The organism is Mycobacterium sp. 852002-50816_SCH5313054-b (assembly GCF_001667185.1).
GTDB lineage: Bacteria > Actinomycetota > Actinomycetes > Mycobacteriales > Mycobacteriaceae > Mycobacterium.
The window spans coordinates 1-13939 of the sequence record NZ_LZIC01000129.1; the positions used below are offsets into that span (position 1 = coordinate 1).

16 protein-coding genes are annotated in these 13939 nt (G+C 68.5%); 8 read left to right on the top strand and 8 right to left on the bottom strand.

The window, feature by feature from the left end; all coding sequences use genetic code 11:
• Positions 1-142: 142 nt before the first annotated feature.
• The 3 genes from A5787_RS28675 (at position 143) to A5787_RS23125 (ending at position 3833) form a co-directional block, all read left to right on the top strand.
• On the top strand, positions 143-727 hold the full coding sequence (locus A5787_RS28675) for a hypothetical protein (RefSeq protein ID WP_156764090.1): 585 nt from the start codon (positions 143-145) through the stop codon (positions 725-727).
• A gap of 138 nt (positions 728-865) precedes the next feature.
• The gene (locus A5787_RS23120; protein WP_066971378.1) at positions 866-2797 is read left to right on the top strand and encodes an NAD(P)/FAD-dependent oxidoreductase; all 1932 of its coding nucleotides are present in this window, start codon (positions 866-868) and stop codon (positions 2795-2797) included.
• 10 nt (positions 2798-2807) lie between these two features.
• Positions 2808-3833 carry an alcohol dehydrogenase catalytic domain-containing protein gene (locus A5787_RS23125; RefSeq protein WP_066971380.1) on the top strand — a complete coding sequence of 342 codons (1026 nt, stop codon included), beginning with the start codon at positions 2808-2810 and terminating at the stop codon, positions 3831-3833.
• Here A5787_RS23125 and A5787_RS23130 read toward each other — a convergent pair.
• The 3 genes from A5787_RS23130 to dtd all read right to left on the bottom strand — a co-directional run bounded on the left by A5787_RS23130 (position 3830) and on the right by dtd (position 6006).
• Complete coding sequence (locus A5787_RS23130) at positions 3830-4585, bottom strand: HAD-IB family hydrolase (protein WP_066971382.1); 756 nt, start codon at positions 4583-4585, stop codon at positions 3830-3832. The two genes, A5787_RS23125 and A5787_RS23130, sit on opposite strands and share 4 nt — an antisense overlap.
• Before the next feature lie 5 nt (positions 4586-4590).
• Positions 4591-5508 (bottom strand): class I SAM-dependent methyltransferase, encoded by a 918-nt coding sequence (locus tag A5787_RS23135; protein WP_066971384.1) that lies wholly within the window; start codon positions 5506-5508, stop codon positions 4591-4593.
• A gap of 66 nt (positions 5509-5574) precedes the next feature.
• Positions 5575-6006: a D-aminoacyl-tRNA deacylase gene (gene dtd / locus A5787_RS23140; RefSeq protein WP_066971385.1), complete on the bottom strand. Its 432-nt coding sequence runs from the start codon at positions 6004-6006 to the stop codon at positions 5575-5577.
• A gap of 51 nt (positions 6007-6057) precedes the next feature.
• Between dtd and A5787_RS23145 the strand changes: the two genes are divergently transcribed.
• The gene (locus tag A5787_RS23145) at positions 6058-6363 is read left to right on the top strand and encodes an MTH1187 family thiamine-binding protein (RefSeq protein WP_066971387.1); all 306 of its coding nucleotides are present in this window, start codon (positions 6058-6060) and stop codon (positions 6361-6363) included.
• On the opposite strand, the gene A5787_RS23150 is transcribed toward A5787_RS23145, so the two are convergent.
• Positions 6360-6854, bottom strand: coding sequence for a macro domain-containing protein (locus tag A5787_RS23150; RefSeq protein ID WP_066971389.1), 495 nt, complete (start codon positions 6852-6854; stop codon positions 6360-6362). The genes A5787_RS23145 and A5787_RS23150 overlap by 4 nt on opposite strands.
• Before the next feature lie 183 nt (positions 6855-7037).
• On the opposite strand from A5787_RS23150, the gene A5787_RS23155 reads away from it, so the two are divergent.
• Positions 7038-7310: a hypothetical protein gene (locus A5787_RS23155; RefSeq protein WP_066971391.1), complete on the top strand. Its 273-nt coding sequence runs from the start codon at positions 7038-7040 to the stop codon at positions 7308-7310.
• A gap of 18 nt (positions 7311-7328) precedes the next feature.
• On the top strand, positions 7329-8603 hold the full coding sequence (locus A5787_RS23160; RefSeq protein WP_066971393.1) for a competence/damage-inducible protein A: 1275 nt from the start codon (positions 7329-7331) through the stop codon (positions 8601-8603).
• Between the two features lie 2 nt (positions 8604-8605).
• Here A5787_RS23160 and A5787_RS23165 read toward each other — a convergent pair whose 3' ends face one another.
• Positions 8606-9802 carry an MFS transporter gene (locus tag A5787_RS23165; protein ID WP_369829154.1) on the bottom strand — a complete coding sequence of 399 codons (1197 nt, stop codon included), beginning with the start codon at positions 9800-9802 and terminating at the stop codon, positions 8606-8608.
• A gap of 131 nt (positions 9803-9933) precedes the next feature.
• Between A5787_RS23165 and A5787_RS23170 the strand changes: the two genes are divergently transcribed.
• Complete coding sequence (locus A5787_RS23170; protein WP_066971395.1) at positions 9934-11001, top strand: amidohydrolase family protein; 1068 nt, start codon at positions 9934-9936, stop codon at positions 10999-11001.
• A 22-nt stretch (positions 11002-11023) separates the two neighbouring features.
• Positions 11024-11416 (top strand): phage holin family protein, encoded by a 393-nt coding sequence (locus tag A5787_RS23175; RefSeq protein WP_066971397.1) that lies wholly within the window; start codon positions 11024-11026, stop codon positions 11414-11416.
• A gap of 14 nt (positions 11417-11430) precedes the next feature.
• On the opposite strand, the gene A5787_RS23180 is transcribed toward A5787_RS23175, so the two are convergent.
• Genes A5787_RS23180 through A5787_RS23190 form a run of 3 tightly spaced genes read right to left on the bottom strand, consistent with a single transcriptional unit; the run spans position 11431 to position 13732 of the window.
• Positions 11431-12213 carry an enoyl-CoA hydratase/isomerase family protein gene (locus A5787_RS23180; protein WP_066971399.1) on the bottom strand — a complete coding sequence of 261 codons (783 nt, stop codon included), beginning with the start codon at positions 12211-12213 and terminating at the stop codon, positions 11431-11433.
• Positions 12210-13190, bottom strand: coding sequence for an FAD-dependent oxidoreductase (locus A5787_RS23185; protein WP_082977411.1), 981 nt, complete (start codon positions 13188-13190; stop codon positions 12210-12212). Before A5787_RS23185 ends, A5787_RS23180 begins: the two co-directional genes overlap by 4 nt.
• 17 nt (positions 13191-13207) lie before the next feature.
• Positions 13208-13732: a hypothetical protein gene (locus A5787_RS23190; protein ID WP_082977412.1), complete on the bottom strand. Its 525-nt coding sequence runs from the start codon at positions 13730-13732 to the stop codon at positions 13208-13210.
• Positions 13733-13939 lie beyond the last annotated feature (207 nt).

The following is a 13939-nucleotide window of genomic DNA, read 5'->3' on the forward strand; positions in this document are numbered from 1 at the left end:
CCCCGTGTGCTGGGGGGGCAGGGGGGGGGCGGGGGGCGCGGCTACGGGGGCGGGGGGTACGGGGGGGGGGGGGGGGGGGGGCGGCGCCGCCGGGTCCAGCGGCTTCTTCGGAATCGACCTGACCCAGGGCGGCCTCGGCGGCGTGGGCGGCGCCGCTACCACCGGACTGGCCGGGGCCGGCGGCGCCGGCGGCGCCGCCGCCGCCCCCGACTTCGTCGGCTGGGGGGCAGCCGTCGGCGGCAACGGCGGGGCCGGCGGCGCCGCCAGCGACATCGGGACGGGCGGCGCCGGCGGCGCCGGCGGCGAAGCCGCCGCGTTGGTCGGCATCGCCGGCGGCGGTGTGGGTGGAGCCGGCGGCGCAGCGCCCGTTGGCAACGGCGGCACCGGCGGGGCCGGTGGCCTGGCCGCCGCGCTGGGGGGCGCCATAGGCGGTAATGGCGGGAACGGCGGCGCCGCACCCGCCGGCAACGGCTTCAACAACGGCGGCGACGGTGGCGCCGCCCTCGGGTTCTTCGGCCAGGGTGGCACCGGCGGCAGCGCCGGCACCGGCGGCGGACCTGCCAACGGCGGCAACGGCGGCAGCGCCGTGGTGACAATGTCCGGCGCCACCACCCCCTCGATATTCGGTTTCGGCGGCAACGGCGGCAACGGAAGCGCCACCGGGCACGGCGGCACCGGCGGCCTCGGCGGGTTCTTCGGCGCCCCCGGAACGAATGGCACGCCATAGCGGTATCACCCGCTGACACCCGGCGGACCGCGCGCCGATCCTTGATCCCCTCCGTCACAACGGGGTAGCGTGATGCCGGCAATTACGAAACGCTCAGTAGCGTAATTCGCAGCCCCGCCTATCGGAAGGATCGGCTTGATGCGCAGCCGCTATGCCGGCCATCCCTTCACCACGCCGACGGAGGAGATCGCGGCCGCGCTCGAGGACGTCAGCATCCCGACGCTGCTGCTCTCGCTCGTCCACATCACCGGCGACCCCCGGTTCATCCGCGACTTCAAGCCCATGGGCATCTTCCTCAACGAGGTTCAGGGCTTCATGTCCGAGGAGGACAAGGCGCGGGCCCGCGCGGCGGCACTACCGGTGCTTACCGACTACCGGGACCGCGGTTGTCCCGAACCCGAGCCGCTGAGCCTCGAACTCATTCGGGAGATGATGGACTGGGCGGCCTGCGAACACGTCACCGACGACTACCTGCCCCTGATCCTGGAAGAGATGGATCTCGACGGCGTCGACCCACGCCGTCCGGCCGCCCTGCCGAGGGAGTCCACCGCCGAACTACCCGTTCTGGTGGTCGGATGCGGGGAATCCGGCCTGCTGGCGGGCATCCGGCTCAAACAGGCCAATATTCCCTTCACCATCGTCGAGAAAAACGCCGGGCCCGGCGGAACATGGTGGGAGAACAGCTATCCCGGCGCCCGCGTGGACGTCGCAAACCATTTCTATTGCTACAGCTTCGAACCCAACAACGACTGGACACACTTCTTCGCTGAGCAATACGAGCTGCAGGACTATTTCACCCAGGTGATGAACGAGCACGGCCTGGCCGACCACATTCGGTGGAACACCGAGGTTGACGGGGCGCAGTGGAACGATGCCGACGGGTTGTGGAGCGTCTCGCTGCGCGGCCCGGACGGCCAGACGAGCACGGTTAACGCGCGGGCCGTCCTGACGGCCGTCGGTCAGCTGAACCGGCCCAATGTCCCCGAATTCGACGGCGCCGACACCTTCGAGGGGCCGTCATTTCACTCGGCCGCGTGGGATCACTCGGTTGATCTGACGGGCAAGCGGGTCGCGCTCATCGGCGCCGGCGCCAGCGGCTTCCAAATCGCACCGGCGATCGCCGGCCAGGTCGAGAAGCTCACCGTGTTCCAGCGCACCGCCCAGTGGATGTTCCCGAACCCCATGTACCACGAGGAGGTCGGCGACGGGGTGCGCTGGGCGATGCGGCATCTGCCCTGCTATGGCCGGTGGTATCGGTTCCTGGTGCTCTGGCCTGGTGCCGACAAGGGACTCGACGCCGCGGAGGGCGACCCCGACTACGCCGATCAGGAGTACGCCGTCAGCGACATCAACGCCGCCGCCCGAATGATGTTCTCCCAGTGGATCACCAGCCAGGTCGGCGAAGGCCACGAGTTGCTGGACCAGGTGCTGCCCGACTATCCCGCCACCGGGAAACGGACACTGCAGGACAACGGCAGCTGGCTGCAGACGCTGCAACGCGACAACGTCGAGTTGGTGCGCACGCCGATCCAGGAGATCACGCCGCACGGCGTCGTGACGGAGGACGGCGTAGCGCACCAGGCCGACGTCATCGTCTACGCGACCGGGTTTCGCCACACCGATGTGTTGTGGCCGCTAAAAGTGACCGGCCGCAATGGGATTGACCTGCACCAGATGTGGGGGAGCCGGCCGTACGCCTACCTCGGCATCACGGTGCCCGGATTCCCGAACTTCTTCATCATCTACGGGCCCGGAACTCATCTCGCCCATGGCGGCAGTTTGATCTTCCAGTCCGAACTCCAGATGCGCTACATCGGCCAGTGCCTCCAGCGGCTGGCGCAGGAGAAGCTGCACTCGGTGGAACCCAAGGCCGAGGCCGCCACCGACTGGCACCAACGCACGCAGACCCAGATCAAGAAGATGGTGTGGTCGCACCCCGCCGTCAAGCACTCCTACTTCAAGAACGCCGAGGGGGAGATCCACACGGTCAGCCCGTGGCGCCTCAACGAGTACTGGGCCGCGGTGCGCGCGCCCGACTGGTCGAACTTCCTTGTGCAACGGAGAAAGTGAGCACACCACCATGCGAACGGTAGTCCTCGACGGGCCACGCAACATCGAGGTCGACACGCGCCCCGATCCGGGGCTCCCCGGTCCCGACGGAGCGATCGTCTCGGTCACCGCCGCCGGAATCTGCGGATCCGATCTGCACTTCTACGAGGGCGACTATCCGCTCGCCGCGCCCATGACGCTCGGCCACGAAGCCGTCGGCACCGTCGTCGAAGTCGGGCCCGACGTGCGCACCGTCAAGGTCGGCGACCAGGTCATGGTGTCATCGGTGACCGGCTGCGGCGCCTGCCCGGGATGCGCCACGCGCGACCCGGTGATGTGCTTTTCCGGATTTCAGATCTTCGGTGGCGGCGTGCTTCCCGGCGCGCAGGCCGACCTGCTCGCCGTGCCCGCGGCCGACTTCCAGCTGCTCAAGACGCCTGAGGGGATCAGCACCGAGCAGGCGCTGTTGCTCACCGATAACCTTGCCACCGGCTGGGCGGCGGCCCAGCGAGCCGATATTCCAGCCGGTGGCACGGTGGCGGTGATCGGGCTGGGGGCGGTGGGCCTGTGCGCCCTGCGCTGCGCATTCTTTCGCGGCGCCGCAACGGTTTTGGCCGTCGACCGCGTCGATGGGCGGCTGGACCGCGCCGCCGCGTGGGGAGCGACGCCGGTCAAGCCGCCGGCGGTAGCAGCCATCCTGGCGGCCACGCACGGACGCGGCGCCGATTCCGTGATCGACGCCGTCGCCACCGACGCATCCCTGACCGACGCCCTCAATGCGGTGCGGCCGGGAGGCACCGTCTCGGTTGTCGGTGTGCACGATATGAATCCGTTTCCGCTCAACGCGCTGGGCTGCCTGATTCGCAGCATCACGCTGCGGATGACCACGGCACCGGTGCAGCGCACCTGGCCGGAGTTGATCCCCCTGCTGCAATCCGGGCGGCTCGACGTCGACGGCGTCTTCACCACGACCCTGTCGTTGGACGAGGCCGCCAAGGGCTACGCGACCGCCCAGGCGCGGTCCGGCGACGAGGTGAAGGTCCTGCTGACGCCCTAACGCCGCCGCCGCACTCGGCGACGCCGGGCCGACGCGAGGCACATCACCGGCCACCCGTGCGCGGCGGCCGCCGCGGCGAGCCCCGAGCGGGGATTCACCGGCCGCGGACACCCGACGACCGACATCGAGGCCGCATCCTCGTCACCGTCGGCGTAGAAGTAACTGCGCTCCAGCGCAACGCCGTTGGCCGAACAGAATTGCTGCACCGCGGCGGCCTTGGTGGCCCCCCACACGATCGGTTTGACGATCCCGCCGGTCAGCCGTCCGTGCTCGTCGAGCTCGAAGTGGTTGCATTGCACGTTGGAAATGCCGAGGAAGCGTGCGACCGGCAAGGCCTGGATGGACAGCGCCGACGAGCTCAGCACGACGGTGTGCCCGCGTTCCTGGTGCGCCTGCACGATGTCGTGCATGTGCGAATACAGGCGCGCGGCAACGCGTTCGACGAACAGGCGATCGCCCAGCTCGTCGAGCGCGGTGAGCGATTCCCCGCGCAGGTAACCGGCCGCCCGCACGATGAGGTGCTCGAACTCCAACCGGCCGAAGCGGAACCGCAGCGCGGCTTCGAACACACCGAGGAGCTCGCCGAGCCCGGCCTGGCGACGACGGATCCGATCACCGACGTGAACCGCCGCCGTGAAGCCGTCCACCAGCGTGCCGTCGAGGTCGAAGAAGGCGCCGATCCCGGGCCCCGGTGTGCTGGCGCCGATCTCCGCGATGGCGTCGGCGGGCGAGAGCCTCGTGAGCGGCACCATTGGGCTCACCCAGACCGCGTCGCCGTGATGTATTGGGAGCGCATGAACGCGTCGATCTTGACGTCGACCTGCGCCGGGGTCATCCCGTAGCCGGCCTGCAGGTCGAGTGTGTTGCGGACGGGTTCGACGGCCCAGCCGTGCGCGGCGAGCCATTCCGCGGGGTCGCCCTTGGGCTCGTAGGTGACGGCGGAGAAGTCCACATCACCGGACATGTTGACCCCGGGGTGGTCCGTCTCCAGGGCGGTGAGCTGCTCGCGGTCCAAGCGGGATCCCAGCGCGCCTATGGCGATTCGGCTGCCCGGCGCGCTGAGCCCGCTGATGCGGGTGAAGAGCGCGTTCTGGGCTTCGTCGGTCAGATAGGGCAACACGCCCTCCACCGACCAGGCGCTGGGAGTCTCGGTGTCGAAGCCTGCCGTTTCCAACCGCCGCGACCAGTCGGTGCGCAAATCGGCCCCGACCTCGATCCTGCGGGCTTTGGGAGTAGCGCCATGCTCGCCGAGCACGCGCGCCTTGAATTCGAGGACCTTCGGCAAGTCCACCTCGAAAACCGTTGTGCCGGCTGGCCAGTCAAGGCGGTATGCGCGGGAGTCCAATCCCGCGGCGATAATCACCGCCTGTCGGATGCCCACCTCGCCGGCGGAGGCAAAGAAGTCGTCGAAGAACCGGGTCTGCACGCCGTAGAGGCGCGGGAAGGCCGTCTCGTCCTCGGAGGTTCCCGGATCGGCAAGCACGCCCGTCAGATACGGGTCCTGCGCCGCGGCGATGAAAACCTGCGCGTATTCGTCGCGGACCAGCGGCCGCGGGCTGATGGCGTGCAGCGCACGCCATCCCGCCACCAGCAGCGCGGTGTAGCCCACGCCGCTGACGATGTCCCACTGGTCGTCGTCGGAGCGAAGCGACCCGAATTCAGGCGAAGTGCCGATGGTCGCCCCCTCACGTCAGAATCGGCCACCAAGCCGACATCAACCAAGGTACCTGCGGTGACGCCGTCAAATCTCGAGAATGACCGTGACCGGTCCGTCGTTCACCAATTCGACCTGCATATTCGCGCCGAACACGCCGGTCTGCACGTCGGCGCCCAGCGCGTGCAACGCCTCGGCGAACGCTTCGACCAGCGGTTCGGCCACTGCGCCGGGGGCGGCCGCGTTCCAGGACGGCCGGCGGCCCTTCGCGGTGTCGGCGTACAAAGTGAACTGGCTGACCACCAAGATCGGCGCGTTGACGTCGGCGGCGGACCGCTCATCGGCGAGAATGCGTAGATACCAGAGCTTTTCGGCCAGCCGTCGCGCCTTGCCGGGATCGTCGTCGTGAGTGACGCCGACGAAAGCCAACAAGCCCTGGCCGGACGGCCGGATAGCGCCCACCACCTGGCCGTCGACCGATACCGATGCCGACGAGACCCGTTGCACCAGAACCCGCATGGCTCTCGATGCTGCCAGGCCGGGCTCGGAAACGGTGGGTAGGCTCGTGACGTGTCCGTGCTCGTCGCGTTTTCCGTCACCCCGCTGGGCGTGGGCGAGGGCGTCGGAGAGATCGTTGCCGAAGCGGTTCGGGTGGTCCGCGAATCCGGCCTGCCCAACAAGACGGATGCGATGTTCACCGTGATCGAGGGCGATACCTGGGAGGAAGCCATGGCCGTCGTGCAGCGCGCGGTCGAGGCGGTGGCCGAGCGGGCGCCCAGAGTCAGCACGGTGATCAAGGTGGACTCACGGGCTTCGGCCCGGGATGCGATGACGCAGAAGGTCGCGTCCGTCGAGCGCCACCTGTCCGGCGGCTAACCCCGCAGCGCGTCCTGGAACGCCCGCTCCGCCGCGTCACCGTGGACCGCGAACACGACCTTTTCGAGCGAGGTCGGCGTGTGTTGGCGGACGACGCCGACCATCAGCCGCGCCGCGCCGTCGAGCGGGAAACCGCCGACGCCGGTACCGAACGCCACCAGGGCCAGCGAGCGGCAGCCGAGTTCGTCGGCCTTGCGCAAGGTGGCGCCGGTCGCCCGGGTGATGATCTCGGCCGACGTCGGGCCGCCGAGCTCCATGGTCGCCGCGTGGATGACATAGCGCGCCGGCATGTCGCCAGCGGTGGTCTCCACGGCCTCCCCGAGCCCGATCGGCGCCTTGTCGGTCGATTCGCGCTGCACGCCGGGCCCGCCGGCGCGCGCAATAGCCGCGGCGACGCCGCCACCGTGCCGCAGTTGGGTATTGGCGGCATTGGTGATCGCGTCGAGTTCGAGCTTGGTGACGTCGGCCTGCACTACCTCTAAGTCGATCATCGGTTCATTGTCTCGCTACCCGCCGTTGGCGTCCGTCACTGGATCGGTCCACTTCCGCAGCTGAGGCTGGCGTCTCGCGAACCGGGAAGAATAGGCTGGTCTGGCTCCACAGAGAGGCAGGTGCCAACGGAATGACTAGCGAAACGCCTACGAGCGGCGAGCCCGGCGAGCCTGGCGCGCCCGGTGCACCTGGCGGGCGCGGCGGTGCGGGGGGAGACGGCGGTCACGGCGGCCATGGCGGTGCCGGCGGCCGAGGCGGTGACGGCGGCCGAGGCGGTGACGGCGGCCGAGGCGGTGACGGCGGCGGGGGCGGCGGCCCCGGCGGTCAGCCGGGACAGCCGGGCCAGCCCGGCCAACCCGGTCAACCCGGCCAGCCGGGTCAGCCCGGTCAACCGGGACGGTAGAGACCTCAACGCGGTCGACGTAGCGAGGCTGCGGAGCCTCGCCGCGGCGTGAGGCCTGTTCAGTAGGCTCATGCCGGTGAGCGCACGCGCGGGCATCGTTGTCACCGGAACCGAAGTCCTCACCGGACGCGTCCAAGACGCCAACGGCCCCTGGATCGCCGATCGCCTGCTGGAGCTGGGCGTCGAACTGGCCCACATCACCATCTGCGGCGACCGCCCGTCCGACATCGAGGCGCAGCTGCGGTTCCTGGCCGAGCAGGACGTGGACCTGATCATCACCAGCGGCGGCCTCGGGCCCACTGCCGACGACATGACCGTCGAGGTCGTCGCCCGCTTCTGCGGCCGCGAGTTAATCCTCGACGAGACAACCGAGAACAAGATCGCCGACATCCTCAAACACCTGATGGCGCGCTTCGAGGGCGTCGACTTCGAGGCCGTACGCGCGGCTAACCGCAAGCAGGCGATGGTCCCCGCCGGTGCCCAGGTGCTCGACCCGGTGGGCACCGCGCCGGGCGTCGTCGTACCGGGCAAGCCGACGGTGATCGTGCTTCCCGGGCCGCCGCGCGAGCTGCAGCCGATGTGGCGCCGGGCCATCCAAACCCCGGCCGCGCAAGAAGCGATCGTGGGCCGAACGACTTACGAGCAGAAGATGATTCGCATGTTCGGGTTGCCGGAGTCGGGGCTGGCGGAAACGCTGCGCGACGCCGAGAAGACGGTCGACGGTTTCGACGCGCTTGAGATCACCACCTGCCTGCGGCGCGGCGAGGTTGAAATGGTCACCCGGTACGAGCCGGTCGTTGCGGACGCCTATCAACAGCTGACCCAGCTGCTGCGCGAAAGGCACGGCCAGCAGATCTTCTCCGAAGACGGCTCGAGTGTCGACGATCTGGTCGCAAAACTGTTGTCGGGCCGCAGGATCGCCACGGCGGAATCGTGCACCGCGGGGCTGCTGGCGGCGCGGCTGACCGATCGTGCCGGCTCGTCGGACTACGTGATGGGCGGCGTGGTGTCCTACTCCAACGAGGCGAAAGCGGACATCCTCGGCGTCGACCCGGCCCTGATCGACAAACACGGCGCGGTCTCGGAGCCCGTGGCCGAGGCGATGGCACAAGGCGCGCTGCAACGTTTCGGGGCCGACACCGCGGTCGCGATCACCGGGATCGCCGGCCCCGGCGGCGGGACGCCGGAAAAGCCGGTCGGCACGGTGTGCTTCACGGTGACACTGGCGGACGGCCGCACAGATACCCGGACGCTGCGGCTGCCCGGCAACCGCTCCGACGTCCGCGAAAGGTCGACGACGGTGGCGATGCACCTGCTGCGGCGCATGCTCACCGGAGTCGACTGAATTCACGCCATTTCTGTTGGCAGGAAAGCACTTTCGGCCGTACCAAAGCGAATCCCCGTGGCATCTTTGCCAATCAACGTCAGGAAGGCCACGGCGATCAGCACCGGCACGATCGTCGCCGCCAGCGCGAAGGGATAGCCGTGCGACTCGGCCAGGCGCTCCTGAATGGGCAAGTTGAACGCGGCCAGCAGGTTTCCCAGCTGGTATGTCACGCCGGGGTAGAGGCCACGGATCGCGTCCGGCGACATCTCGGTCAGGTGCGCGGGGATCACGCCCCACGCGCCCTGCACGCAGACCTGCATCAGAAACGAGCCGAGACACAGCATCGCCGCGCTGTGCGAGTAGGCGAACAGGGGCACGATCGGCAGGCCCAGCAACGCGCAGAAGATGATGGTGTAGCGGCGCCCGAACCGCTGTGACAGCGTGCCGAAGGCCAGGCCGCCGCTGATGGCGCCGAGGTTGTAGACGATCACGATCCACTTGACGGTCACGCTGGACAAGCCGGCGCCGTGATTGGTCGTCGCCCCCAGGAACGTCGGGTAGACGTCCTGCGTCCCGTGGCTCATCCAGTTGAACGCCGTCATCAGCAGCACCAGGTAAATGAATCGACGGACGATCGCGGCGTCGCGCAGGACGTCGCGAATCCTGGTGCTGGTGAGGCGCATCCGGTCCTGTGCGGCCTCCCAGACCTCGGATTCCTCCACCCGATAGCGGATGATCAGGCTGACCAGCGCCGGGATGATGCTCAGGCCGAACAGCCAGCGCCACGAGAAGCCCAGCCAATTCATCACCACCAGCGAGGCGACGCTCGCCAGCAGATAACCGAAGGCGTAACCCTCCTGCAGCAGCCCGGAGAAGAACCCGCGCCGCTCGACGGGAACCTTCTCCATCGCCAGCGCCGCGCCCAACCCCCACTCGCCGCCCATGCCGATGCCGTACAGCACACGCAGGATCACCAGCACGGTGAAGTTCGGCGCGAACGCGCACAGGAACCCGACGACGGAGTAGAAGATCACGTCGACCATCAACGGAAGCCGCCGCCCGACGCGGTCGGCCCACAGCCCGAATATCAGCGCGCCGACGGGGCGCATGAGCAGGGTCGCGGTGGTGACGAACGCGACCTCGGCCTTGCTGATGTGGAAAGTCTTGGCGATGTCGGCGTAGACGAGCACGACGATGAAGTAATCGAAGGCGTCCATCGTCCAGCCCAGCAACGCCGCGATGAATGAATTGCGCTGATCGGCCGTCAACTTGTTTTCGGGACGTTGTGCGCTCACCTGAGCAATCGTGCAGTACCGGGCGGCGATGCGCGAGAGTAAGTTCCGGATACATGCGAATCATCGACGCCGATGGACACGTCGCCGAGAACTCCTCGCTGGCGATCGAAGCGATCAAGCGCTGGCCCGAACACGTCAAGCCCAGCAGCGACGGGCGACTGCGATTGACGCTGGAGGGCCGCAACTACCCGGAGGACCAGGGTCCGGGAGCCGGTTGTCCGCCCGAGCACGGGATCAGCAAGGCCCCTGACATCAATTGCCGATCACCCGAGGGCGTGCTGGGCGACGCCGACCGCGATCACATCGACACGATGGTGCTGTATCCGAGCATGGGGTTGTGCGCGCCCAGCCTCGAGGACCCCGAATTCGCCGCGGGATTCTCGCGCCTCTACAACCAGTGGATCGCCGATTACTGCGCCTCGTCCGGTGGCCGATTGCGCGGAGTGGCCGTGACCCCGGTCGAGCACGGCCAGGCGGCCATCGACGTGATGACCGAGGCCAAAGAGCTCGGGCTGGTGGCGGCGCTGGTGCCGCCCGCGCTCAAGACCCGCAACCTCGACCACCCCGACCTCGACCCCTTCTACGCCGCCGCCGTCGACCTGGAGATGCCGCTGGGCGTGCACGGCGCCCCCGGCATTCACCTGCCGAAGATCGGGGTGGACCGGTTCACCAACTACATCCAGGTGCACTGCATCAGCTTTCCGTTCGACCAGATGACGGCGATGACGGCGATGGTCTCCGGCGGCGTCTTCGAACGGCATCCCCGGTTGCGGGTCGCGTTCCTGGAGGCGGGCGCGGGCTGGGTGCCGTTCTTCATCGATCGCCTGCACGAGCATTACGAGAAACGCGGCGATTGGATCGAGCGCGGCTGGCGCCGCGATCCGCATGAATACCTGGCCGCCGGCAACATCTTTGTGACCTGCGAACCGGAGGAACCGATCCTGCCCGGCGTGATCGACGTGCTCGGCGCGGACTTCATCATGTTCGCCAGCGATTACCCGCACTGGGACGGCGAATGGCCGGAGAGCACCAAGCACCTGCGCACCCGCGCCGACATCAGCGAGGAGGCGCGGGAGAAGATCGGCGGCCTCAACGCGCAGCGCTTCTACAACCTGAACTGAGCCGCGTGGCAGGATCATTCGCATGGGCCCTTTTCTGCTTCGCGCCGCATTGACCGGCCTCGCCATGTGGATCGTCACCCTCTTCATGCACGGGATCAGATTCGTCGGCGGCAACACCACGCTGCAGACGGTCGCCATCATCTTCGTCGTCGCCGTGATCTTCGGTCTGGTCAACGCGTTCATCAAGCCGATCGTCCAGATCTTGTCGATCCCGCTCTATATCCTGACCCTGGGTCTGGTCCACATCGTGATCAACGCCCTGATGTTGTGGATCACCGCGTGGATCACCGCGCACACCACGCACTGGGGGTTGCAGATCGACCACTTCTGGTGGACGGCGATCTGGGCCGCCATCCTGTTGTCGATCGTGAGCTGGGCGCTGTCGCTGGTGATCCGCGACGTCACGCGCGCCTAGGCGCGCCCGAACCTTCAGCGGCCCTGCCAGCGGGGCGGTCGCTTATCGGCGAACGCGCGTGGCCCCTCCTTGGCGTCCTCTGTCTCGAAAACGCGGTCGCTGTGCCGTGTTTCGTTGTCGTAGGCCGCCCCGAGGTCGAGTGCCAAACCCTCGACGGCCGACTGTTTCGTCGCAGAGACGGCGAGCGGGGCGTTGGCTGCGATGCGCTCAGCGTAGTCATACGCGGTGTCCATCAGCCGGTCGGCGGGGACCACCCGGTTGATCAGCCCCATGGCCAGGGCCCGCTCCGCATCCACCATGTCGGCCGTCAGCAGCAGCTCCATCGCGAGCGGGTACGGCATCTGACGGGGCAGCCGGACGGTGCTCCCACCGCCGGCGAACAGGCCGCGCTTCGGCTCCATCACCGCGAACCGCGCCCCGGGCACGGCGACGCGAATGTCGGTGGACGTCAGCATTTCGAAGCCGCCCGCGACGCAGGTGCCGTTGACGGCCGCGACGATCGGCTTGTACACCGGGAACCGATGCAAGACGGCGTGGATCGCGTCGTCCTTGTTCCAGCCCTCGGGCCTGGGCAGGTCCCCGGTGAGTTCCGGGATGAATTTCCTGAGGTCGGCCCCCGTGCAGAAGTCCCGGCCGACGCCGGTGATCACCGCGACCCAGGCGCGATCGTCGTCGCGGAACGCCGCCCACGCATGGGCCAAATCGCGGAAGTGCTCCATGTCCAGCGAGTTGCGCGTCTCGGGACGGTTGATCGTGATGGTCGCGACGTGGTCGTCAAGCCTGTAGTCGATGCTCACGCCGCAACTCCGTTGACCAGGCGCACTACGTCGCGCGCGCAACCCCAGGACAGCGTCACGCCATTGCTGCCGTGCCCGTAGTTGTGAATGCACCGGGCCCGCCCGATCGGCTCGGCCTGCACCCGCACTGCCGGCCGAGCCGGACGCAGCCCGGTGATTGTCTCGATCACCTCGGCCTCGCGCAGCCGCGGTTCGATGTGGCGGCACCGCTGCAGGATACGGTCGGTCACCTCGGGATCTGGGGTGGTGTCCCAGCGGCCGGGGATGCTGATGCCACCGCACACCACCCGCTGCGGGTGCGGGAAGAAGCAGGTCCATTCCGGGCCGTGGCTCAACTCGATAAACAGTTGCCGCACACCGGGATTCGCCAGGACGACGTGTTGGCCGAAAACCGGCCGCACGGAGTCGTCACCGGTCAGCGCTCCCGCGCCGAGCCCGGCACAGTTGACCACGATCGGCGCGGCGTCGGCTGCCTCGGCCAGCGACCGGACCGATCGCACCTCGATCTCGCAGCCGGCCGCGGCCAGCCGGCGGGTCAGGTAATCGAGGTAGTGCGGCATGTCGATCATCGGCATGCTGGCGCGGAACCCGGCGCCGAAGCCGTCCGGCACGTCGGCCGGATCCGCCGGCCGCAGGTCGGGGATCAGCTTGGCCGCGGGCGAGGTCGCCTCGGCCCCGATGAATTCACCGACGGCCAGCGCCGGTGCCAGGAGCACTCCGGTGGCCGGGTCGCCGGCCAGTTCGCGAAACACCCGCAGGGAATGTGCGGTCCAATCCAGGGTCGCCGCGGCGCGTTCGGCCGGGCGAGGGGGCGCCCATACCGCCCCCGCCACCACCGAAGTCGTCTCACGCGGCATCGCGGCCGCCCACACCCGCACGGGCCGGCCCGCCTCGGCCAGGCAGATGGCCGACGTCAAGCCGCTGACGCCGGCACCGATGACGACAACCTGTTGCGGGTCACCCGCGTCACTTGCCAATGCGCAGCAAGCTCTCGTCAGGAATGGGGGGGTGGCGGGCCGTTCTGGCCGCCGAGCAGCCCGTTGAGGATGCCGAGCGTGCCCTGCACACCCGCGGGTGGCGTGCTGGGCGGCGGAGTGGCGTCGGGCGTCAACTGCCAGGGCTGGCAGCCCGTTGTCTTGAACGATTTGTCCGTGGGGTCGATCTGGACTACCTGCGGTTTCTTGCTCAGGGCGTTGTCGACGAGGTTGCCGTCGGGGTTGCCCGTCCGCTTCCAGTAGCAGGTGCCGTCGCCAACGGGCCCGGCCGAGCTGTAGATGCCGGGCGCGATGTCGCTTCCCACCGCGTAGGTGCCGTCGTGGTCGATCGTGGTCTTCGGTCCCGCTGCGGGTGACGCGGCCGGTGAAGGTGACGGTCCCGGTGAGGCCGCCGGCGCGGGCGGCGGCGTCGGCTCCGGATCGGCGCCCGCTACGCCCAGGGACGCCGTCGCCGCGCAGCCCGCGAGTAGCAGCCCGGCGGCAACAGATCGTGCCGCCACGGATGCTTTAACCTTGAACCCCACGAGGCAGAAGCCTACCGGTGCGAGCAATTCATTTCATATAGACGTTGACGAGCGTGAATCGGAAGGCTCGACGCGAGCCCCGTTGCTAGCCACTGTGGCATCAGCGATGTCGTAGCGAGCCCACCCGGCATTGGCTCCCAGCCCGCCCGTCCCAATTCCGGCCGCCTTCAACCCGGTAATGGGCGTGAGGGGGGCGGGGGCAAGCGA

Bases quoted from the DNA above. Each gene is read 5' to 3' on its own strand.
- A5787_RS23120 (WP_066971378.1), top strand. From the start codon at position 866: ATGCGCAGCCGCTATGCCGGCCATCCCTTCACCACGCCGACGGAGGAG.
- A5787_RS23125 (WP_066971380.1), top strand. From the start codon at position 2,808: ATGCGAACGGTAGTCCTCGACGGGCCACGCAACATCGAGGTCGACACG.
- A5787_RS23130 (WP_066971382.1), bottom strand. From the start codon at position 4,585: ATGGTGCCGCTCACGAGGCTCTCGCCCGCCGACGCCATCGCGGAGATC.
- dtd (WP_066971385.1), bottom strand. From the start codon at position 6,006: ATGCGGGTTCTGGTGCAACGGGTCTCGTCGGCATCGGTATCGGTCGAC.
- A5787_RS23150 (WP_066971389.1), bottom strand. From the start codon at position 6,854: ATGATCGACTTAGAGGTAGTGCAGGCCGACGTCACCAAGCTCGAACTC.
- A5787_RS23160 (WP_066971393.1), top strand. From the start codon at position 7,329: ATGCCGGTGAGCGCACGCGCGGGCATCGTTGTCACCGGAACCGAAGTC.
- A5787_RS23165 (WP_369829154.1), bottom strand. From the start codon at position 9,802: ATGGACGCCTTCGATTACTTCATCGTCGTGCTCGTCTACGCCGACATC.
- A5787_RS23170 (WP_066971395.1), top strand. From the start codon at position 9,934: ATGCGAATCATCGACGCCGATGGACACGTCGCCGAGAACTCCTCGCTG.
- A5787_RS23175 (WP_066971397.1), top strand. From the start codon at position 11,024: ATGGGCCCTTTTCTGCTTCGCGCCGCATTGACCGGCCTCGCCATGTGG.